This window comes from Legionella quateirensis, from assembly GCF_001467955.1.
Lineage (GTDB): Bacteria > Pseudomonadota > Gammaproteobacteria > Legionellales > Legionellaceae > Legionella > Legionella quateirensis.
The window spans coordinates 127,315-148,709 of the sequence record NZ_LNYR01000021.1; the positions used below are offsets into that span (position 1 = coordinate 127,315).

A 21,395-nucleotide genomic window follows, 5' to 3' on the forward strand; every position below is an offset into this window, starting at 1 on the left:
TAATCCATCTTCAGGTTAGTTCTAAATTTTTGTTTTGAAATCATTATGTTGTGTTTGTTGAATAACCAGTAACTATGATTATCCTCAGTTTTATATATTCATTACATTGTATTGCCTAAACCGCTCGTATGTTCCATATCAGCATTTTGTGTGACAGACGGTGCTGGTTCCTCGCTGATTTTATCATATTTTTCAGTATTTGCCTTTTCTAAAGGCTCCGTCGCATTTGGCGAAGGAGTGTCCGGAAAAGGAGTCATTGCAGCCATTGGTGCAGGTGAGCTGTCATTTGCCACAGATAAGGTACTGTCTTGATCCTGAACAGGAGGACTGATATCAGAGGGATCGATACTACTCTCAATTTCAGAACTACTAACAGCTTGTTCTTCAACACCTTCCTTAATCTCTTCCTTAGCTTCCTCCTTAGCTTCCTCCTTAGCTTCTTCCTTAGCTTCTTCCTTAGCTTCTTCCTTAGCTTCTTCCTTAGCTTCTTCCTTAGCCTCTTCTTTAGCCTCTTCTTTAGCTCCTTCCTTAGCCTCTTCCTTAGCTCCTGACTTAGCTTCTGGCTTATCTGCTGGCTTAACTTCATCCTTAACTGACATAACAACGTCCCCCACAACTGATGAAGTTATGTTTACCTGTGGTTGAGGAGGAGTACTACCAACTGTACTGCGGTTCTGTTGTTGTGTTGGAGGCGGAGCTGGCGGAGGTGATTGTTGATTAGCAGAATCACTCCCTGGACTTGAAAATTTACTTTTTATTTTGTCTACAACTGAATCAACACCTTTTTGTGCCAAATTTTTTCCAATATTTCTTATAGGATCGTATAACGCGCTATTTATCCCTTCAGCCGTTTTATAAAGCTGATTAAACAGCTTCATCATGGGATCTTCTTTACTGTCCGATTTTTGCTCTTCCTCCATTTTTTTCTTTTTCTTCTGATTTTCAGCAAAATCATCAGCAGGGGCTTGGGCCAACTTGCTTAATCCCGATTTTGCCTTTGATGCCAGGTCGACACCTTTTTTTGCAAAATCAACAGCCTTACTTAAAAAGCCTTGGCCTGAAGAAGGCGTTGGTTCTGGTGTAGGAGCAGATGAGCCGGATGTACTCGGAGTGGGACTAGGTCCAGAGCTTGGTGGAGTATCTTCTGCCATATTAAGTTACCAATTAAGTCTATTATATTTAAATTATAGTAGCTCATTCGTATTTTGCATTTTTAATTGGCATGTTCATCTACAGTTCTATAGCACGCGGCATCCTATTATTTACTGGATACGGGCATTAGTTTTTACCAAATTGACTGGTTAGATTTCATCAATTTTATTAAGAGTTCCCTCATAGCATCTTACAATTAGTGTTAAGCATCCCATTCCGAAGGACATTTCCCAGTGGTATTAAGAAATTACGCCATCACCAATTCAGGATTTTGGGCTAGAACCTGTGCCGCTTGCTGTATTAATTGTGATGCATTTAAATCATTTTGAGGTCCACTTATTTTTTGATTATACGCGCTGGCTTTAATATCATAAGAAGCAAATGCGGAGGAAGATCCTAACGGCTCAATTGCGCTATCCACAGTCAAAGGTTTTAAATCCATCCTAAATACTCACATAATTAATATAATAGAGAGCAATTATATCAAAATTAGCTCTATAATAAATTAAAGAACAGATAATAATGACTTAATAAAATAAGAATAATAACTGAGTTGGTACACCATTATTTTTTAGAACTAATATAAAACGTAATGCCGTGTAACAATCATAAGAAACAGGTAAACCATGAATAATGATGACTTTCGTTACATGCGACGTGGTAAACAACTCTCAGGATTAACTCGGGAGGAACTGGCACTTCTTGAACCGATCAATCAACGAGGGACGGGCTTTGAACGTGCGTTACTGGTCCTCCATGGTTTTTCTTCTTCTCCTGCAGTATATCGCTATCTTATACCAAAATTAAAACATTATGATGCTATTGTTTGTCCTGTTCTTCCTGGTCATGCTGAGAGTATTGAAGCATTTTCTCATTCCAAAGCTTCCGAGTGGTTATTAACAGCGCATCATGCATGCGAAACATTAACGAAAGAATACAAGAAAGTAGATGTTTTAGGTTTATCTTTAGGGGGATTATTGGCCTGCGAACTCAGTCAACGTTTTAAACTGAATCATCTCTTTCTTCTGGCGCCAGCACTAAAACTACACATGAAAGTGAACTCCATGCTTAAGCTAGCCCAAATACTCAAATATTTTGGATTTCGTCATCTGCGTAATGCAGCAGGTAACCTCAAAACCAACGAACATGCAGAAATAGCCTATAGAAAACTCCCTATTTCTTCGATCATAGAAATGCTGACTCTTGCCCAACAATATGAGTGGGTACCACCAACCTGTCCTGTAGATCTGTTTCTTGGTACTTATGATGAGGTAGTTGCATCAGAAGAAGTGGAACAACTGTTCAAATCACTACCCAATGTCACTACACACTGGTTAGAAAATTCTGCTCATGTTTTACCTTTGGATAGTGATCTAAATGAAATAATAAAATGCATTAACACGGTTAAATAAGGTGATTAAGGTAAATCATTGCAAAAAGTTTAAATTTAATGTAATTTTTGCGCTCAATATGTAACTCAGGAGTTTATTGTGCGCTTCAATTTATTTGATCAAATTAAACCTGACTCGGTTTTAAATTCTGCTGGGCCTGTATTATTTTGTGTAGCTGCATTAACAGCAACTATTTGGTCTCTGAAAGATCTTGCAGAAGATGAGGATACTACTCGATTTATTTTAGATAGTTTAACCGATCAAATGGATCGCCATGACATTGATGATGATTATGCCAAACTGTATTTAGGTTCTGGCTTAGGGAGCTAAAACACAACCACTCAATTCGGCAACTCAATATGCTGCCGAATTGAGGTAAATATACTAAGGAAATTGTTTGTTATATCGATTAAAGTCTTCCATATCAAACTGACTCCACTCACGTAAATCAAGAACCGATCCGTTAAATGCCATAAAATCAGCTCTGGTTGTTGGAATATTAAAATAGTAGATATCGCTGGCATCAGTCGCAAGGTTACTCTGATGGTTCACTGCAGAAATTTCAGCCACAGATTTATCGTGAGTCTTCACGAAACTTCGTTGAGCTCGTAAATATCGTCCTTTAAACTGCGCGACACCCCATAACTCGACATCAAGTCTATTAACTACTCCGGCCAATTGTACTTTAGCTGCTTTTTTTGCCCTAATGATTAGATTATTGCTTTTAATCCAATACAAACTTAACCAGGCATCACCATCTATATTAAGCCTCGCAAGATTGGCAAATCCAGTTAACTGAACTTTTGGATTTCCTTTTAAATAAATCTGTAAGTTGCGGCTTGAAATTCCATTAATTTGCGTTAACCCATCTCCTACAACTTCCAACCGCTGCAATCCTATAGTTCCTGCTAATCGGGTTGTTCCCGGATTTGCCAAATAAAGATTTAAATAACTGGTATGCAGTTTGCTTCCACGTATAGATCCTGCACCGACATATCGAACACCATTTAAGAATCTGCCGCGAATATCCGCATTAACAGCCCCAAATTGAGGAAATCCCTTACCTAAAGCAAGAAATAAGGTTCCGTTTGATACCACAGTATTGACCTGCGCCAAATCTCTGGGATCCCCGGTTAATATCACCTCAGGCTTTTTATACCCAGTATGTAAATGGATATTAATTTGCCCTTGAACATCCACCTGATTAAAGGGAGCAACCTGTCTGTATTGATTCGTGCTGCTACTTGAATACTGAGTTACAGGAAGGGGCATTTTTTGCTCATGATGAGAGCATCCAGCCAAAAAAAAGGCCATTAGAATCAATGAATAACACCGCTTAAGCATAATCTTCATTCCTATTTCAACAATCTCTCTACATTAGAGTAAGTTGTATCAATGTGCAAGGCAGCATCTCGATTAGTCACTGGCCAAATGGTGATTTGGCCATAACAACCCCCTCTAATACCAGGACTCCTTACTAAAATCTGAAATGGTTACATTGCTGGAACAGGAATCATGATATTGGTTATCAGGAGCTTTATTAATCAAAGATGCCACAGACTCATTAAAAGGAATTAAGGCCGGTAATTGAATAAATACATCGACCAGGTAACCGTCCTTACACCCCAGATAAATTTTACCTGCGTTGTTTGAGCCAAAAGCCTGGCTGATGTGCTCACGTAAAAGCGACAATTTTACTGTCTTGCCTTTATGCTCTGTTAAAAATCGTCCAAAAACAGAGTCATCCACTTCACTCACTAACCTCATTGCCAATGAAAAATAATTATCAGGAGTTAACACCTGGCAACTACCGTGCTTATTCCACTCATGTCGTTCTAAACAGCTACCGTATTTATAACTGGGCATGAGTATTTTAAGCTGCTCACCCACCTGTGAAGACAAATTCACGGGAGAATAATCACAGTGATTGGCTCGAGGTTTAACATCACAAAATCCATATCGTTGACCACAATTTTCCTGGTTAGGCCATAATCCATGCAAAGTCAAATGATTAGCCTGATATGAAGTTCCAGTTAATTTTCTGCATTCAGGTTTACCTGCCTCATAACCATAAGTTTGACAAAATCCAGACTGTGAACTGAGGGCTAGAACATGCGAGTCCGCCATACCAGCTCGAGAATCACATTTTTCGGAATTACGTTCGGTATATTCAGTAAGGCCACAATCTGCACTAACCCAACGTAGCGAATTATGACTTTCTGGCATAACAATGCGCAACCAGTCCGGTGGACTTTTGTTAATTTCTTTTAATTGATACTGTTGGTGTATTTGCACCATTAAATTGTCGGGATTTGTTTTTTTATTCTTGGAGAGATAAGCGGGGCATGATTTCGTCGCTTCGAAAGTACCACTTACTGCATTTAAAGCGTTTACATTAACAGAAAAAGCAAGGAACAACAGGGTGATGAATTTTATCATTATGCATCCTGACCATCGTTTGGTACGAACATTATACCTAAGTCCTTTTCGAAAGCCAGCTTTTAGCAATTCCGTGATCAAAATTGATAAATAAGGATTTTTTCTTTATCCATCGGCTTAAATATTTTGCAAAACTGGTCTAGGATAACAGGAATGGACCAAAAAAAATAAAGTAACATACCGTTACCTTACCGCAAGTTTTTATACAAAACAGTTTTCAGTGCAAATGATCAATAAAAAATAAGTTATCTTAAAAAAGTGCATACAACAGCTACACCATCCAAATTTTATAAATAAAACTCGGAGTGAACAGTTAAAAGATGAAATAGAGTGTATTGTTTACCTACTTCGCCTGATACTGATATTATAAAATTTCTCACTCTTGTCGATGCACTGACGCAAACAACATGAGTGAGATAATTTGAGAATAAGTGCAATTATAAAGCGGTTACTTCTTCAGCTTGCAGTCCTTTCGCACCTTTAGTTACGAGGAACTCAACGCGCTGACCTTCCACTAAAGTTTTACGTCCAGCACTGCTGATAATGGATCTAAAGTGCACAAAAACATCATCCTGACCATTATCACGACTAATGAAACCATAACCTTTATCATCATTGAACCACTTAACGTGACCAGTTTCTTTAACAGACATTTCTACTTTCCAATTAAAATTAAACATTAACCTGTGATGAAATGCATGGATAAAATACGCTGTTTTTAGCGCAATATATTCGCAACTCTAGTTACCCCTCAAGATTGAATCTCGCGAAAAACAGAATGTTAGCCGAAAATCATAACCTCACAAGTAATTAAAATTATAATATGATGTTCAACAAATAGCGAGGAATATGCACAACTTCTTTATAAATGATGCAAAAATTCGCGTTTTAAGCCCAATGAACAGTGACGAAACCAAGCCTTTAAACTGCAAAGGCCGGGTGCTCATTAGTACGATACTTATAAAATGCGGCATCGCTTTTCCTCTTGCATTGCTCTATCAAAAGTATTTAGCGGGGGAAACACCGGAGCCGTAAAAAACTGAATTCCTCTTTTTATATTTTTAAAAGAGAAATTCTCTTCAAAAGTAGGAGTAGGGGTAAATAACTCGCTCATTGTATCAGTCGCTTTATTGCCGACACAAACTACATCCTCAAAACCACCTAAAACATAAGATCCCAAGTAAATGGTATTTCCTGATTGCTGTTCTTTATCCAGTTCCAAACGAACATCCCATGGAAGAGTGGACATATAATCTTCCCAAATTTTCTCTTTAATAACCTCAACCTCAGTGACACCTTCGATAGTTTTTAGCTCTTGAATCAATGCATCATGATCAAAGGTAAAATCATTATGATTTGGCGGCAAATTGACATAGACAGTACAAAATCTACCGTCCTCTGGATCCTCGCGATTATCACGGGTCGTAATAAGAGCCAAATGGCCAAAACCGGTTTCATCAAGCCCTTGTGGGAAATAATATTGATGTGGTGGCAAACCCTTTATCTTGTACACAGCAACAGGATACCTGTAAAACTCCAATTGATTGACGCATTTTATTTCAGTGTCAGTTAATTCCATGCCAAGGGAGGGCCAATTTTTAGGGGAGGTAGCCAGCACCAGAGTATCTGCTGTTTCTGTGTATTTAATTCCATTTTGCTCATACTGAACGGTGACTTTATCCGATTCCCTCTCAATTTTACTTACATGTGCATTTAAACGAACATCAAAGCTCTTGGCAATGTGTTGCATTAGCAGCTGAAATCCGCCGTGAATCGCCAATAAAGAAGGTTGCTTAAATAGGTGTTCGACCAAAGCGAGATCAGGCAGGGTCATTTTCCCTAAATATTCGAGAACACTGTAAGTAGGGCAATGGGTTATGGCACCATAGCCAAAACCAGGAACAAAAGGTTTTGTCAAAAGGGGCAGATGTTTCATTCCTCTTAATGCACAGTACTCAGTAAAAGGAAGTTGTAGATCTGCATGAAGTTGTTTCTTGTTTTGCTTTGCGTCTTGATAAATATCATAATCGCTATTAAACGTTGACATTTCACTGATTAGATCTTTAACAAACACTATTTTTTCAGTTAGAGATAATGCATTATATTTTTCTTGAATTTCAACAGTTTCCTGAGCCATTGGGATCATTGTTTCATAAGATAATCCATTCTCGATTAGCGCATCAATCACCACCCCATAGTTTGGCGCGACAGCACCAGCGCCTAGTTCAGTTTTCAAATCCGGATGCCTTGACTCAGGATAAGTACGACACTTGCCACCGACCTGATCCTCGCACTCCAAAAAAACCAGTTCAATTTTTTCTTTTTGTTCTTTGGCTATCTGTGTCAGTTTACGCGCAGCAAATAAAGCGCTAGGTCCTGCGCCAATAAAAATCACCTTGGAAGGTAGCTTTTTCATATAAATCCTCGCTAATCTAACTTCATTAAAAAACATCCATTCATTTTAATGTTGGATCTTCTCGCTACCGTTGCTTTGCAAAAAAACAAACAGCGCGTTGCGATATATTTATAGAAACAATATAAAGCACAAATTAAATTAGCATAGGAATCAAGTATTTAAAACTAGTTCTCGTAACTTCTCAAGAACCCCGACAAATATCATACCGAATGCAATGCGTCCAATTAACCTTACGTTTTTTTAACAAAAATGATTAAGGCGAATTAAACGATGCCAGGAGTGATCTCGTGCATTAAAATGGATTTATAGGCGGTAGTATATTGGAACTCTGCTTTTTATCCGCATGTGATCGTTTCAGCGCAATTACGGCTCGCAATAACTCATCACCTCTCCATAAAACTTTCTCATCGCTCTTATATAAGACCTGAGACAGTAAGTGGATTTGTTTTTTTAAATGCGCGTCTCTAACCAGTTTGGTCAAGTCTGAAAGATTCAGTAATGGCGCGTCAGGCCATTGCACCATTCCCCATTTCAATAAGGCATCACGTGCTTTTTTAGGATTACATTCCATGCATGCTTTATTTAATTCAGCCAAAGCATTCCTGGCTTGTTTTTTATCTGTATGACGTGTACGTTTTTGCCATCCCCACAACACCAACGTTGCTATCCAGGCAAGAGCAAAGAGTATTGCAACAATCCAGGCCCAATTAACTGAAGATTTTGAATAGGTATCAATTCCCCGTCCCGTATTCTCTGTCACCTGATTTACCTTGCTATTCTGAGGTATGATCTTATCAGAGCTGGTTGATAGAGAAGGAGTGATTTCCATGCTGCGAGGAGCCAAAACGGCTACTTCATCCTTGCCTGTTTCAGTATTAAACCAGTGAAGACGTAATTCAGGGATGGTAATTTTTCCCGCTTTATTAAATAAATAGGTCACTTTAAATTCGGTGCTGCCTACCAACTCGCCTTGTTTCACCTGATTTTTATCAGCTCCTTTTTCGGGATACACACTAAACCCATCCCTTTCTTCAAAATCAAGACTGGGCAATAGTTGGGCTGGTATAGACACGCCTTCAAGCGTTACAGTTCGGGTTAAGGTACTTCCTTGTCCAATAGTCTGATTAGAGTTTTCATACTGCTCTGTTAATTTAACCTGTTTTGCAGGCAACCATAATTTACCTTTATATTGAGCTGGAATAGGCTGTACGTTCAACTTGATTGTTTTATCTGCAACTTTAATCCGCTGAGAATTTATATCGTAAATCAAAGCAGTAAACGTTGGAGAAATGATATTTATAATACCGCTTTTTTGTGGGAAAATAGCGTAATCCTGCTCTTCTACAACATAATTAATATTATTTTGTATTGTTTGATAACGCTTGGCATCTCCGAGAGGGATTAATAAAGCATTATCCACTTGAGGGCCTTGATATTCTGCATCCATGAGTCTTTTACTATTATATAATTTGACAGTATAAATTATCTGTTGATTAACATAAGGTTTCTTTTCATTAACACTCGCAGTCAAAACAACATCCTGTTGTTGCGCAGAATTTCCCTGAAAATCCTGATTTGTTTGATTGCTATCCACATTTATAGTAATAGGATTGCTCTTATCCAATCCAAGTTTTATTGCAGGTATAGTCAATATACCTGGCTTTAAGGCTTTTAATGAAATAATCCACTGACTGGCTGTTTGAGCCTGACCATTGATTAGTATGTAGTTAATATGACGTTCTGTCCCGTAAATGGTAAAGTCCTTTTGTAATACGGTCAGATCAGGAACACCTCCATTCTGTGGATTATTATCAGTAATGATTAATTTAAAAACATCTCCCATCGCCACTTGCGAAGGCTCAACCTGCACTTGGATTTCAGCTACAGCAAGTAGTGCATAACACCATAAAAATACCGATACTATTATTTTTTTCATTGGTACCACCCACGTTCTCTTCGTAAATGATCGCGTAAAAACTTTTCTCTCATCAAACCACCTGGATCGTCAGGAATCAATCGTAACCATTGCTGTTTTGCTTGTTGTTTCTCCTGCTCCGCTTCAGACTGAGCATCGCCTTCCTGTTGTTTCTCATTTTTTTTATTTTGATTTTGTTTGTTATTCTGCTGATTTTGTTTTTGTTGATTTTTGTTCTGTTGATCTTTGTTCTGCTGATCTTTGTTCTGTTGATCTTTGTTCTGCTGATCTTTGTTCTGCTGATCTTTGTTCTGCTGATCTTTGTTCTGTTGATCTTTGTTCTGTTGATCTTTGTTTTGTTGATCTTTGTTCTGTTGATCTTTGTTCTGTTGATCTTTGTTCTGTTGATCTTTGTTCTGTTGATCTTTGTTCTGCTGATCCTTGTTCTTCTGATCTTTATTTTTTTGATTCTTATCTTCTTTATCTTTATTCTGTTTTTGTTCTTTATCTTTCTTCAATAGTTCCTCTACCAATTTACGATTATACAATGCATCCTGATTATCAGGATTAATTTTTAAAGCTTTATTATATGCATCTATAGCTTGTTCATATTTTCCCATATGAGCTAAAGCATTTCCTTGATTGTAATACCCCTGCTCATTATTTAATTCTTTAAACAGTTCAGCTGCTCGTTCATAATCACCGGATCGATAAGCAGCTGATGCAATCCAGTCATTTCGCTCAAATGTCTCTTTTGCTTTCTTAAACTGGCCTTTTTCCATTAAATGTTGAGCCTGTTGATCCGGGGTGTACCACAAATCAGCCCAGCTAAAGGCTTGAGATTGCCAGGAGGTAAACGTAATTATTAAAAATATCAAACAGCGGATCATACGGCCACCCTCTGCAACCAGCCCCTTTGAAATACAGGCAATAATAACAATAAGGCAGGAATTAAAAACCATCTGCCCTCATCCCTCCACAGAGGGATGTCATCATCTTTGCTCAATGCATATTCCTCATTTCCAGTACTGTTTAACCATTGGTCCAAATCACTTGAATCAGATGAATACTTTAATAATTGACCCTTACCTGCATTAGCAAAATTCTGAAATAGTGGATTTAAGTTATTATCTGCTCTAACGGGTAAAATCGAGGTAATAATCCCTGATTGAGCCAGTTTTTTAGCTTTATTAATGGCATCTGCTGAAGGTGTATCGGCAGTTAACACTAAAATTTGGCCGTATTGATACCCGGCCTGACTAATCAATTGACTGGCCTCATTCAGAGCACTATCCAGTTGTTGTCCTCCTACCGGCATTACATCCGGAGTCAAAGAGGATAAAAGTGACGAAATGGTTTGCCCATCATCTGTTAGCGGAGATACTACAAACGGTTCCCCGGTAAAAACTATCAGTCCAAATTGCCCAACATCCTTCCGTGTAAATACATCATGCAATTTGAATTTAGCCCTGCTGAGACGGTTTGGGGTCAAATCAGCTGCCATCATATTATCGGACATATCCAATACCAGTACTCTGGGCTCAATGGGCTTATAGGTGGGTACCGGTAACTTAAACCAACTGGGGCCAGCAATGCTGATGATCATGAAAAAAACACTCAAAAATAAAAAGAACAAGGAGAACAGTCTCTTTCCCTGTCGTTTACTCTGGATTAAATGCTCCAGTAAGTGGCTGTCACATACCTCGCCCCAAGCATGCAATCGGGGAGTTTGCCGCCATAAAATAATGATCAAACCAATTAAAGGGAGTATCAACAATAGCCACCATGGCCTTAAAAAATGAAAATCAGCCATCATGACCTAAGTTCCTCTCGAGCGTGAAAAAATGCATTCAGGTTAAGAACTGATGCAGCTTTTCTACCTATCCAATAAAAACTTAATAATAACGCCAAACCCACAAACCAAGGGTAATATTCCTTCTGTGGCCGAACTGTAGCCTGCTCCTGCTTGACAGTTTCCAGTTGATTAATGGTTTGATAGATGGATTGTAATGACTCAGTATCTGTTGCTCGAAAATATCGTCCGCCCGTCATATCAGCCATTTTCTTTAAAGTGTCTTCATCAAGATCTGCTGTAACATTCTGATTAAAAAAGTCCATACTTAAAGCACGGGGATCTGCCTCAGAACCTAATCCAATAGTATAAATCTTGATTCCATCATCACGGGCTAATTCAGCTGCTTTTAATGGAGCAAGAACTCCCGAATTATTGGCACCATCAGTTAAAAGAATGATCACCCTGCCTTCTTTGGGCACTTCATCCAATCGTTTTACAGCCAAGCCCACAGCATCTCCGATTGAAGTCGTTTTTCCTGCTAAACCTGCCGTTGCATCTTCTATACGCATCAATACACTGTGTTTGTCATAAGTTAAAGGGGTTTGCAAATAGGCACGTGTTCCAAAAAGAATTAAGCCAATCCTATCACCGATTCGATCCTGTACAAATTGTTCTGCTGCTCGCTTTACTACCAATAAACGGCTGACTGGACGGCCATGTAATATCATGTCGTTAATTTCCATACTGCCTGATAAATCAAGCACCATCATGATGTTGTAACCTTCTCTGGCCACCGGTTTAGGTTCACCAACCCAACGCGGCCCGGAAAGAGCGAATACAAGCAGTAACCAAATCAAGGCAGGGATGATTAATAATTTTTGGGCAGATACAGAGCGTTTTTCCTGTTCCACTATACCTACCATTGCTTCAAAGAAGGGAACTTTCAATGCCGTCGGTAAGGTAGCTTTTACTCTGGGTAACAGATACCAGATCACCAAAGGTAAAGGCAACGCAATGAGCGCCCAGGGATTCACGAGTTCAAACATGGAGCCCCCCTTTGCCGAATCCATTGCTCTGCGCGAGTAAACAAGGGATTCAGATTCACGGTCTCACCTGTTTTAAATGGCGAATCCAAAAGCATGGCTTTAACCGGTTTAAAATCAATGTTTTTGCTGGTTTTGTTTAAAAACTCGACCCAGTCATCTCCATGGATACTGGCAACCTCTGTTCTCGGGAAATACACTAAAGCAACTCTTCGTAATAACTCTGAAACTCGGGCACTGGCTATTTGGACATTTCGATCCTTCATGTAATTTTCTTTATATATACTCAGTAAATTCAGTGCTTTTTGTTTTGCCAAACCATTAATATGCCGTTTATACACCCAATAGCACAGGCCAATAATGAGCAGAAATAACACGGTCATTACTACATACCATCCTGGGGCCAATGGCCACCAGCTAATGGGTTCTGGCAAATGAATATCTTTTAATTGTGCCAAGGGATCTGTTTTAGCCACGTGACCTCCTCGGAAAAGTCTGGCGAACCAATTGAGTCAAATTGCTCTCGGAAGTGGCCTGCACATATTGAATTTGCAAGCGTTTAAATTGATCGCTCAACTGTTCTATTCTTTGCCGGCAATACTGCTCATAGGCAGTACTTACCGCGGATAAACTGGTATCCAGTATTATTTCATGCTGTCCATTGGTAATCGCATATTGTTCGGGCTTTGGTGGTGCCAATTCAATACGGTCACAGATATGATACGCCAGAATATCATTATGGCCACGCAAGCGATTCAAATGTTTTTCACATTCTGCATCCATCGTATAAAAATCACTGATTAATACCACAATGCTTCCAGGCCTTACTACCCGACGCAATCTCACGAGAGCATCACTTAGCAGTCTGGGTTTTTCTTCCCGTTGGGCTTCAGTCTGAGCAGTATATTGACTGAGCGATGCCAATAAAGGAAGAACACCTGAATCACGACCACGAGGTATAAATTCACTGTGTTCTGTAGCGGAAAAAAAGAAACCGCCAACCCTGTCTCCTTGTTTAATTACAGTCCATGCCAGTATCGCAGCCAATCGTGCGGCAATTACTGATTTAAAGGCGACACGGGTACCAAAAATCATGGATGGATTAAAATCAACAAGAATAACTACGGGTCGTTCACGTTCTTCTTGATAAATTTTTACATGAGGCCTACCCGTTCGAGCAGTAACTCGCCATTCCATATGGCGAATTTCATCACCGGCCTGATAGTTTCTCACCTCGGCAAAATCCATTCCACGACCACGTAATTTGGACAAATGAGAACCAGAACGTAACGCCCTGCCTTCAGGTTTATAGTGAATCGATTGAGCATAACGCCTCAGTTCAATTAATTCATTTAGCTCAGCAACAACACCATCTGCCATATAAACCTCTAAGGAATAGCAACCAAGCGTAATAATGAGTCGATAAAATCATCACTGCTCACTCCTTCAGCCTCAGCTTCATAACTCAGCAGTATTCTATGCCGCAGAACATCATGGGCGATGACATGGATATCATCCGGAATCACATAATCTCGTCCAGCAAGCCAGGCATGTGCCTTCGAACATCGATCCAAAGCTATAGTGGCACGCGGACTAGCTCCAAACCGCAACCAGCGGCCCAGCTCTTCGCTATAGACCCCAGGATTTCGAGTTGCAATCACCAACTGTACCAGATAATTCTCCAATGCTTCGCTGGTATGTACGCGTAATACCTGCTTACGTGCTTCAAAAAGAGTGTTTTGCTGCAATTTAGGGAATTTTTCTTGTTTGACCACAGCCCCCCCCAATGCTTCTTTGCGAGTCAAAGCAAGAATATCGTGCTCTACCTGTGCATCAGGATACCCAATTTTAACGTACATTAAAAATCGATCTAACTGGGCTTCGGGCAGAGGATATGTGCCTTCCTGTTCAATTGGGTTTTGCGTCGCCATGACTAAAAATAACTCCGGCAACGGATAGGTTTTACCACCAATTGTAACCTGCCGCTCAGCCATTGCCTCAAGCAAGGCAGATTGTACTTTGGCGGGAGCACGGTTAATTTCATCCGCCAAAATAAGGTGATGAAATATGGGGCCTGGTTGAAATACAAAAGAACCATTTTGTGGATGATAGACATCCGTCCCTGTTAAATCTCCGGGCAAAAGATCGGGAGTAAATTGTATACGATGAAAATCACCTTCAACTCCGTCGGACAACTCTTTTACAGCCCTTGTTTTAGCTAAACCTGGTGCACCTTCAACTAATAAATGTCCATCTGCAAGCAAGGCAATTAAAAGTCGAGAGATAAGACCTTTTTGTCCTAAAATCCGCGAATTAAGATGATTACTTAATTGCAATATCTGATTTTGAACCGTATCTACACGTTTATCGTCCAGTTGCTCCATTACAATTACCTTTCGAAAAAAATCCTATCCTAACGTGATTCAAGCCAGATGCCAAGTAGTTGTCCATACCATGACATCACCAACCACATCCCCATAACACCACTTTAATGTCACTATGGACAAGCGCCATTCTATTGGCAATAAAATATACTGTAATCATTATTTATTAACAATAATAAACGCTCTAACCAAGATCACTCTCTGCAGCACCTGTCGCGTAATTTTAAATAGGGTCTGTTGACAATTGCTCTATAACCCCTGGTCAGATCTTAACATTTATGGATAAACCATCATTGATAATCACTATGAAGTTCAAGCGGCATCATCGTCTGAACCCGCTCGTATAAAGAAATTATTTTTTCGCAAAAGACATGAAGCTGTTGCTGATTTTCCCATAAATCATAATCTATCCCTTTATTGAACACCTGTTGTCTTGATAAGGTTTTTAACAGAAAAAGTTCCTGAGTAGAAAACCCCAGATGAACATTTAACTCCACCAGTTCCATCAAATTTTTATATTCCTTGATTGGTCGATGATCATGCAAACAATAGGCTTTAAGGGTCAGTTGAAACGCCTGATACATGAGTGAAGTTATAGGAGCCAATGAATCCAGAGACTCTCCATTCCTGATTATTCCCTGTGAAATCTGTTGCAACAAATAATCGGCAGAATAAGCATGTTGAGTTGCTATACTGAGTAATTCCAAAGGCGATAAATAACGCTTGTCCATCTGGAGTCTCTCCTGTTCCAAATAGTACGGATTAATCAAATCCATAAACTTTGATGATGACTACTTCTAAATGTTAGATATATGATAAAATTGAAGCTGATTATATCCTTTAATTTATTGCATGCACACTATTATTAATAGCCCATTACACATTGGCTCCCTTGAACTTCCTCATCGGTTAATTCAAGGCCCATTAGCCGGCTACAGTTGCGCCCCGTTCAGAGAATTGTTTTATCGATACACTCCTCCTGCATATTGCGTATCAGAAATGAGTTCCGCCATTGATGTCTTAAACAAACATGCGAAGAATTCACGTTACATTTATCGATCGCCAAAGGAAAAAATACTGGCTTATCAAATTTCCGGAAATGACCCCGATGTACTGGCTCAAGCTGCCATTAAATTACAAGCATACGGCGCAGACTTAATTGATATAAACTGCGGATGTCCCAAAACTAAAATTCGTAAAAAGGGAGCAGGCAGTGCCTTACTGGAAAATCCGGAAACGCTCATTAAAATCATCCAGAAAGTACGTGCATCAATTTCCATTCCTCTCACGATAAAAATTCGCATTCAAGGTAATGAAACCGATGTACTGCTGGCTCAACAAATTGAAAGAGCCGGCGCCGATGCACTAATCGTACACGGAAGACGATGGATTGATGATTATGATATTCAATGCAATGTACATCAAATCGCGCAAATAAAGCAGAACATCAACATTCCGGTCATAGCCAATGGAGACATCAATTCTCTAAGCAGCTTGCATCATGCACTGCAGATTAGTGGTTGTGATGGCTTCATGATTGCTCGCGCAGGCAGTGGGCGTCCATGGTTGTATCAGGAGTTACTGGAACAACGTGATTTGAATATTAACGCCTCTGAAAAAATACACATCTTTATGGCGCATTTGGAAGGCCTCAAAACCCTTGAAGATGCATATAAGTCGATTCTGCAGAGTAAATCGCTGGTACGTTATTATTTCAAACACCAGCTAGATAAACCTCAATTGAATCAATTTTATCAATTAAATTCGTTACCGGAAATTAATGAATTTTTGCTAGCAAACACCCTCTAAACTCAAAGTACGAACGAATTTTTTGACATCTAAGGAGCTAAAAATATGCGCAGCTCATCTAGCCCATCAGACTCCTTCCCCCATCTACATTTAAAATCTGTCCTGTAATAAAAGGATTTTCAGCCAAGGCCAAAATTGCCTGAGCAATAAACTCGGGATCCCCATGACATTTTAAAGGTGTTTTATCAATGATATTCTGCCGTTCCTTCTCATTTAAACTGTTCGCCTCTTCTGGCCAGGCAATGGCACCAGGAGCTACAGCATTAACCCTGATTGATGGTGCAAATTCGCGTGCCAAACTCCTGGTTTGCATCTCAAGCGCTGCCTTGCTCTGACAATATAATGAATAGCCTTTTAGAGGTTTTTGGGCATGAATATCGGTCACGTTAATTATGACGCCAGAGTGTTTGCTTAATAAGGGGTGCGCTGCGAGACTTAATAAAAATGGGGCTTTAACATTGGTATCAAACAACTTTTGCCAATCCTCTTCGCTGAATGTTTCCGAATCATTTCGGATAAAGACTGATGCGCTATTTACTAATAAATCCAAACGACCAGCCCATTCAGAAACTGTTGAGATCATCTCTACAGCTGCATTTTCTTCAGTTAATTCTCTTTGTAAAACAAAAGCACTATCTACCCGCTTATTATTTAATTCAACAGCTAAGGCATGGGCATCTTTCAGGGAAAAACGACAATGAATCACAACTTTATATCCTGCTCCATGCAGTTTTTTAACAATGGCAGCGCCTACACGTCTTGCGCCTCCGGTGATCAATGCGACCTTTGCTTCTTGTTTGTTGTTCTGATTCACGGTATGGTTTCCATTTTTTTAAACAGTTTAATCGATTATGAGCTTAATACATACACTGCATACTCAGCTTGAGGAGCAACAAGAACTACCGTTTATGGAATTCATGCAAATGGCTTTGTATGCACCAGGTGAGGGTTATTATAGTTCAGGATTACCCAAATTGGGAAAGCAGGGTGATTTTATTACTGCTCCTGAATTAACTCCTTTATTCGGCAAAACGCTGGCCAATCAATGCAAGCAGATTCTAACATCATTAGAAAATCCCGTTCTGTTTGAATTTGGAGCAGGTACTGGCGCCCTGTGTATTGATGTTTTAAATCAGCTCGAACAGCTGAATTGTTTGCCTGAAGCCTATTATATACTGGAAGTCAGTTCTAATTTACGGCATCGCCAACAGGAATTGTTTCAACAAAAAATTCCTCACCTCGCGCACAGGATTTTCTGGCTTGATCGTTGGCCAGAGACTCCATTCAATGGCGTAGTACTGGCTAATGAGGTTTTGGATGCCATGCCAGTAAACCGTTTCATGCTAAAGGACAATAATATACTGGAAAGTTATATAGGTCTGAACAAGGCCGGTGAATTGACGGAACTGTTTAAACCCTGCCAAAACGAACGTTTATCCAATTATATTAAAAAGAATCTACCGCAACAAACAACAGCATACATATCGGAGGTGAATCTATTCATCGAAGATTGGCTGGTCAATATTTATAAAATGATAAACCAGGGCGCCGTTTTTTTAATCGATTATGGCTTTCCACGGCACGAATACTATCACCCCGACCGAAATCAAGGGACATTAATGTGCCACTATCAGCATCATGCTCACCCGGATCCCTTACTTCATCCCGGTGAACAAGATATAACAGCACATGTTGATTTTACCCATGTTGCCGAAGCCGGGCAGCAGGCAGGATTTCATATTGCAGGTTATACTAATCAAGCCTCTTTTTTGCTGGCCAATGGTCTGCTAAGCTTTATCAACTCGCTGGATAATGAAAAAGACCAATTTCGAGCAAAACAGGCCATAAAGCAGTTGACCGATCCCAGTGAGATGGGAGAGTTATTTAAAGTCATCGCCTTAACTAAAAATCTGGACATCGATTTGAATGGATTTCTCCTAAATGATAAACGAGTGAGTTTATAAAATGAAAAAATACCTGACTACGGTGGAATTGCAAAAAGAATCCATGAAATTTTCCGCAGGGCACACCACGATATTCTCAGCTACGGAAAGAGAGCCCTTGCATGGCCATATGTATGGAGTGTATCTGGCTTTGTCTACCTGGGTTGAAGAAAATGGAATGACCTTTGATTACCGTTACTATAAAGAACGCATCCACAAATTATGCCGTCAATTGAATCAGACTTTTCTCATGCCACAATTCTCACCATTTCTGGAATATGCTGAGGATACGGAATACTATTATTTTACTTTTAATGGTAAGAAAATTCCCTTCCTGAAAGAAGATGTCACTCTCATGCCATTAACTAATATTACAGTCGAAGAATTGTCTCGCTGGTTTGTTAATGAGTTGATCAAGGAACATCAAGAACTGGACAAACATCGTATTGATAAGGTTGTTGTCAAAGTATTCTCCGCACCAGGACAATCAGCCAGTCATGAATGGCAAAGAGATTAGATGAAGGCCGTTTATCAAGTGTGTATCCCACATACCAGCCGTGATTTTTTTGACTATACAGCAGAGACGTTCAAGCCATGTATAGGCGCAAGGGTATGGGTACCATTTCGCAATCAAACAAAATTAGGAATAGTTGTTGACAGCAACCCCTCACAACACCCCTCAACTTCATTAAAGAATATCAGTGCAGTTATTGATGAATCTCCGATAATTGATCAGGAGATTCTCGAACTGTGCCGGTGGATAGGAAGTTATTATCAATCGCCTTTATCCGAAGTATTGCCTTTGGCTTTACCCAAAAAATATCGATTAGGTCAAGCCTGTCAACTGCCGACTGGAGATTTTTATCAATTAGCAGTACCGGTTGAACGTGCAAGAAATACAATTTCAGCACGTTCTCGCAAACAACTTGAATTGATCGAATTGCTCAATAAGCACCAAGATCCCGTTTCAAAACAGTATTTAACAAAGAAAGGTTTTAATTCAAGTCAATTATTGGCTTTGGTCGCTGCAGAACTTGTTGCATTATCACAACGCATTATTCTACCGGAGCAATCCGACCAAATGTGCTCACCTCCATTGTCTCTAAACCCCGAGCAAGCCGTTGCAGTTTCGACCCTATCAGATCATCTTCATTCTTTTCAGTGTTTTTTATTGCAGGGAATTACCGGGAGTGGGAAAACCGAGGTTTATTTGCAGGTAATAAAACAAGTCTTGACGCAAGGAAAACAGGTTCTGGTTTTAGTCCCCGAAATCGGATTGACTCCGCAATTATTATCGCGTTTTACGGCACGATTTAAAGAACCTATAGCGGTGATACATTCGAATTTGAATGAAACTGAACGACAAATTGCCTGGCAATTAGCAAAAGAAAATCATGTTAAAATGATTATTGGAACCAGAGCCGCGGTATTTACTCCCATGCCCGAATTGGGATTAATTATTATAGATGAAGAACATGACAGCTCATTAAAACAGATGGAGGGGGTACGTTATTCTGCCCGGGATACCGCATTAATGCGTGCCCATTTAGCCAATATCCCTATTATTCTCGGTTCCGCCACTCCAAGTTTGGAAAGCGTGCATAATTGCAGACAAAATAAATACACCTTACTGCGTTTGAATCATAAAGCTTTATCTACTACGCCCTTACACTATCAATTAATTGATCTGCGCTCTCAGACACTGCAGCATGGATTAGCAACGCCGACATTAAAAATAATTGAAGAACATTTAAATAATAATAATCAGGTTTTGGTATTCATTAATCGCCGAGGATTTGCTCCTGTATTACTGTGTCATGAATGCGGATGGATGGCAGATTGCAAAGCTTGTGACAGTCATCTCACTCTTCATAAACAGTCTGGCCAATTGCTATGTCATCATTGTGGATTAACGCAAAGAATGCCTGTTCAATGCAAAAAGTGTCACAGCAAAGAATTAATTCCCGTTGGTGCCGGCACACAAAGAGTTCACGAATTTCTAAGCTCCTGTTTTCCCAAAATCAATGTGTTACGTATTGATCGTGATGCCATTCGTAAGAAAAATTCTTTGGATGAGCATCTGGATAAAATAGCCAACGGAGAAGTTCAATTGATTGTGGGTACCCAGATGTTAGCTAAAGGTCATCACTTCCCACGCTTATCACTGGTAGTAGTTCTAGATGCTGATGCAGGATTATATAATCAGGATTTCAGGGCGGTGGAACATTTGGGGCAGCTATTAACCCAGGTTTCAGGACGGGCGGGTCGCGCGGAACATCCTGGACAGGTATTGATTCAAACCCATTTACCCAATCATCCGTTACTCAATTTACTCATCAAACAAGGTTACGATCACTTCGCTGATGCCTTACTTACCTCTCGTAAAGAAGCAGAATTACCACCTTTTCACTATCTGGCAGTCATTAGAGCTCAAGGTAAAACAATCAGTAGCGTATTAAAATTTTTACATGCCACTAAAGATCAGATTCAAATCAATCCTGTAACCGTAATGGGGCCAGCGCCGGCGCCGCTTCCTCGTAAAGCCAATCAGCATCGTATGCAATTATTAATTAAGTCTCCATCAAGAAAAGCATTAAAAAGTTCATTGACGCAATTACGCGAGTGGTTAACAATAAATAAACTAAGTAATGGCGTTCGCTGGAATGTGGACGTTGATCCTTTGGACTTATCATGACTGACTCTAAAGTTACTGTGCATAAAAAAACCTTTAATATCGCTTGGGGCGATATGGATGCATTAGGACACGTAAATAATGCCCGTTATTTTGATTATTTTCAGGAAGCACGTATTGAGTGGTTAAGAGACCTGGAAATTAAAATGACGGAGCAAACCGGACCGGTGGTAATACAGGTAGCCTGTACCTTTTTAAAACCCGTCATTTATCCTGCTACTGTCACCATAATCAGCAAGGTACACAGCCTCGGTAATTCCAGCATGATCATGGATCATGATCTGTATCAAGGGGACACTCTCATGGCTCAAGGTATGAGTAAAATAGTTTGGGTCGATTATTCTCTAAATAAATCCATAACCTTACCTGAAATATTCCGTACTTTTTCACGATAAGTCTCTCGAAGCCTTATTGCA

Annotated in this window: 22 protein-coding genes and 1 pseudogene; 8 read left to right on the forward strand and 15 right to left on the reverse strand. The window is 39.7% G+C overall.

The window, feature by feature from the left end; translation table 11 throughout:
- Nucleotides 1-101: 101 nt before the first annotated feature.
- A complete protein-coding gene (locus Lqua_RS18185) occupies nt 102-1,151 on the reverse strand; it encodes a hypothetical protein (RefSeq protein ID WP_058473871.1) in 1,050 nt (349 codons plus the stop codon).
- Nucleotides 1,152-1,399: 248 nt separating this feature from the next.
- Nucleotides 1,400-1,594: a hypothetical protein gene (locus Lqua_RS08610; protein ID WP_058473872.1), complete on the reverse strand. Its 195-nt coding sequence runs from the start codon at nt 1,592-1,594 to the stop codon at nt 1,400-1,402.
- 184 nt (nt 1,595-1,778) lie between these two features.
- Here Lqua_RS08610 and Lqua_RS08615 point away from each other — a divergent pair, with 184 nt between their 5' ends.
- Together Lqua_RS08615 and Lqua_RS08620 are read left to right on the forward strand one after the other, a co-directional pair.
- On the forward strand, nt 1,779-2,564 hold the full coding sequence (locus tag Lqua_RS08615) for an alpha/beta hydrolase (RefSeq protein WP_058473873.1): 786 nt from the start codon (nt 1,779-1,781) through the stop codon (nt 2,562-2,564).
- A 78-nt stretch (nt 2,565-2,642) separates the two neighbouring features.
- The gene (locus Lqua_RS08620) at nt 2,643-2,873 is read left to right on the forward strand and encodes a hypothetical protein (RefSeq protein ID WP_058473874.1); all 231 of its coding nucleotides are present in this window, start codon (nt 2,643-2,645) and stop codon (nt 2,871-2,873) included.
- Between the two features lie 54 nt (nt 2,874-2,927).
- Here the strand turns inward: Lqua_RS08620 and Lqua_RS08625 are convergent, their stop codons facing one another.
- The 5 genes from Lqua_RS08625 to Lqua_RS08645 form a co-directional block, all read right to left on the reverse strand.
- Nucleotides 2,928-3,887 carry a GIN domain-containing protein gene (locus tag Lqua_RS08625; protein ID WP_058473875.1) on the reverse strand — a complete coding sequence of 320 codons (960 nt, stop codon included), beginning with the start codon at nt 3,885-3,887 and terminating at the stop codon, nt 2,928-2,930.
- A gap of 114 nt (nt 3,888-4,001) precedes the next feature.
- Nucleotides 4,002-4,982 carry a ribonuclease T2 family protein gene (locus tag Lqua_RS08630; RefSeq protein WP_058473876.1) on the reverse strand — a complete coding sequence of 327 codons (981 nt, stop codon included), beginning with the start codon at nt 4,980-4,982 and terminating at the stop codon, nt 4,002-4,004.
- Between the two features lie 437 nt (nt 4,983-5,419).
- The gene (locus Lqua_RS08635) at nt 5,420-5,635 is read right to left on the reverse strand and encodes a cold-shock protein (protein WP_018578299.1); all 216 of its coding nucleotides are present in this window, start codon (nt 5,633-5,635) and stop codon (nt 5,420-5,422) included.
- Between the two features lie 305 nt (nt 5,636-5,940).
- Nucleotides 5,941-7,398, reverse strand: coding sequence for an FAD-dependent oxidoreductase (locus Lqua_RS08640; RefSeq protein ID WP_058473877.1), 1,458 nt, complete (start codon nt 7,396-7,398; stop codon nt 5,941-5,943).
- Nucleotides 7,399-7,690: 292 nt separating this feature from the next.
- Nucleotides 7,691-9,334, reverse strand: coding sequence for a BatD family protein (locus tag Lqua_RS08645; RefSeq protein ID WP_058473878.1), 1,644 nt, complete (start codon nt 9,332-9,334; stop codon nt 7,691-7,693).
- Nucleotides 9,335-9,431: 97 nt separating this feature from the next.
- Here Lqua_RS08645 and Lqua_RS19020 point away from each other — a divergent pair, with 97 nt between their 5' ends.
- Entirely contained in the window at nt 9,432-9,884 is a 453-nt protein-coding gene (locus Lqua_RS19020) for a Cys-every-fifth RiPP peptide CefA (RefSeq protein WP_420798058.1), read from the forward strand.
- Between the two features lie 13 nt (nt 9,885-9,897).
- On the opposite strand, the pseudogene Lqua_RS19025 reads toward Lqua_RS19020, so the two are convergent.
- The 7 genes and pseudogenes from Lqua_RS19025 to Lqua_RS08680 form a co-directional block, all read right to left on the reverse strand.
- A pseudogene (locus tag Lqua_RS19025) lies at nt 9,898-10,275 on the reverse strand (tetratricopeptide repeat protein); the annotation flags it as partial.
- Complete coding sequence (locus Lqua_RS08655; RefSeq protein WP_058473880.1) at nt 10,200-11,129, reverse strand: vWA domain-containing protein; 930 nt, start codon at nt 11,127-11,129, stop codon at nt 10,200-10,202. The pseudogene Lqua_RS19025 and the gene Lqua_RS08655, both read right to left, overlap by 76 nt.
- Nucleotides 11,126-12,154, reverse strand: coding sequence for a vWA domain-containing protein (locus tag Lqua_RS08660; protein ID WP_058473881.1), 1,029 nt, complete (start codon nt 12,152-12,154; stop codon nt 11,126-11,128). Before Lqua_RS08660 ends, Lqua_RS08655 begins: the two co-directional genes overlap by 4 nt.
- Nucleotides 12,139-12,627 carry a DUF4381 domain-containing protein gene (locus Lqua_RS08665; protein ID WP_058473882.1) on the reverse strand — a complete coding sequence of 163 codons (489 nt, stop codon included), beginning with the start codon at nt 12,625-12,627 and terminating at the stop codon, nt 12,139-12,141. The genes Lqua_RS08660 and Lqua_RS08665 overlap by 16 nt, the downstream gene beginning before the upstream one ends.
- A complete protein-coding gene (locus Lqua_RS08670) occupies nt 12,620-13,531 on the reverse strand; it encodes a DUF58 domain-containing protein (RefSeq protein WP_058473883.1) in 912 nt (303 codons plus the stop codon). Before Lqua_RS08670 ends, Lqua_RS08665 begins: the two co-directional genes overlap by 8 nt.
- Before the next feature lie 8 nt (nt 13,532-13,539).
- Complete coding sequence (locus tag Lqua_RS08675; RefSeq protein WP_058473884.1) at nt 13,540-14,535, reverse strand: AAA family ATPase; 996 nt, start codon at nt 14,533-14,535, stop codon at nt 13,540-13,542.
- 290 nt (nt 14,536-14,825) lie between these two features.
- Entirely contained in the window at nt 14,826-15,266 is a 441-nt protein-coding gene (locus tag Lqua_RS08680; RefSeq protein ID WP_058473885.1) for a hypothetical protein, read from the reverse strand.
- Between the two features lie 121 nt (nt 15,267-15,387).
- Here Lqua_RS08680 and Lqua_RS08685 point away from each other — a divergent pair, with 121 nt between their 5' ends.
- The gene (locus Lqua_RS08685) at nt 15,388-16,344 is read left to right on the forward strand and encodes a tRNA dihydrouridine synthase (protein ID WP_058473886.1); all 957 of its coding nucleotides are present in this window, start codon (nt 15,388-15,390) and stop codon (nt 16,342-16,344) included.
- A 58-nt stretch (nt 16,345-16,402) separates the two neighbouring features.
- On the opposite strand, the gene Lqua_RS08690 is transcribed toward Lqua_RS08685, so the two are convergent.
- Nucleotides 16,403-17,158, reverse strand: coding sequence for a pteridine reductase (locus Lqua_RS08690; protein WP_058473887.1), 756 nt, complete (start codon nt 17,156-17,158; stop codon nt 16,403-16,405).
- Nucleotides 17,159-17,195: 37 nt separating this feature from the next.
- Between Lqua_RS08690 and Lqua_RS08695 the strand changes: the two genes are divergently transcribed.
- Genes Lqua_RS08695 through Lqua_RS08710 form a run of 4 tightly spaced genes read left to right on the forward strand, consistent with a single transcriptional unit; the run spans nt 17,196 to nt 21,374 of the window.
- Nucleotides 17,196-18,308, forward strand: a complete 1,113-nt coding sequence (locus Lqua_RS08695; protein WP_058473888.1) for a class I SAM-dependent methyltransferase — start codon at nt 17,196-17,198, stop codon at nt 18,306-18,308.
- 1 nt (nt 18,309) lies between these two features.
- Entirely contained in the window at nt 18,310-18,804 is a 495-nt protein-coding gene (locus Lqua_RS08700; protein WP_058473889.1) for a 6-pyruvoyl trahydropterin synthase family protein, read from the forward strand.
- Complete coding sequence (locus Lqua_RS08705; protein ID WP_058473890.1) at nt 18,805-20,982, forward strand: primosomal protein N'; 2,178 nt, start codon at nt 18,805-18,807, stop codon at nt 20,980-20,982.
- The gene (locus tag Lqua_RS08710) at nt 20,979-21,374 is read left to right on the forward strand and encodes an acyl-CoA thioesterase (RefSeq protein WP_058473891.1); all 396 of its coding nucleotides are present in this window, start codon (nt 20,979-20,981) and stop codon (nt 21,372-21,374) included. Before Lqua_RS08705 ends, Lqua_RS08710 begins: the two co-directional genes overlap by 4 nt.
- Nucleotides 21,375-21,395 lie beyond the last annotated feature (21 nt).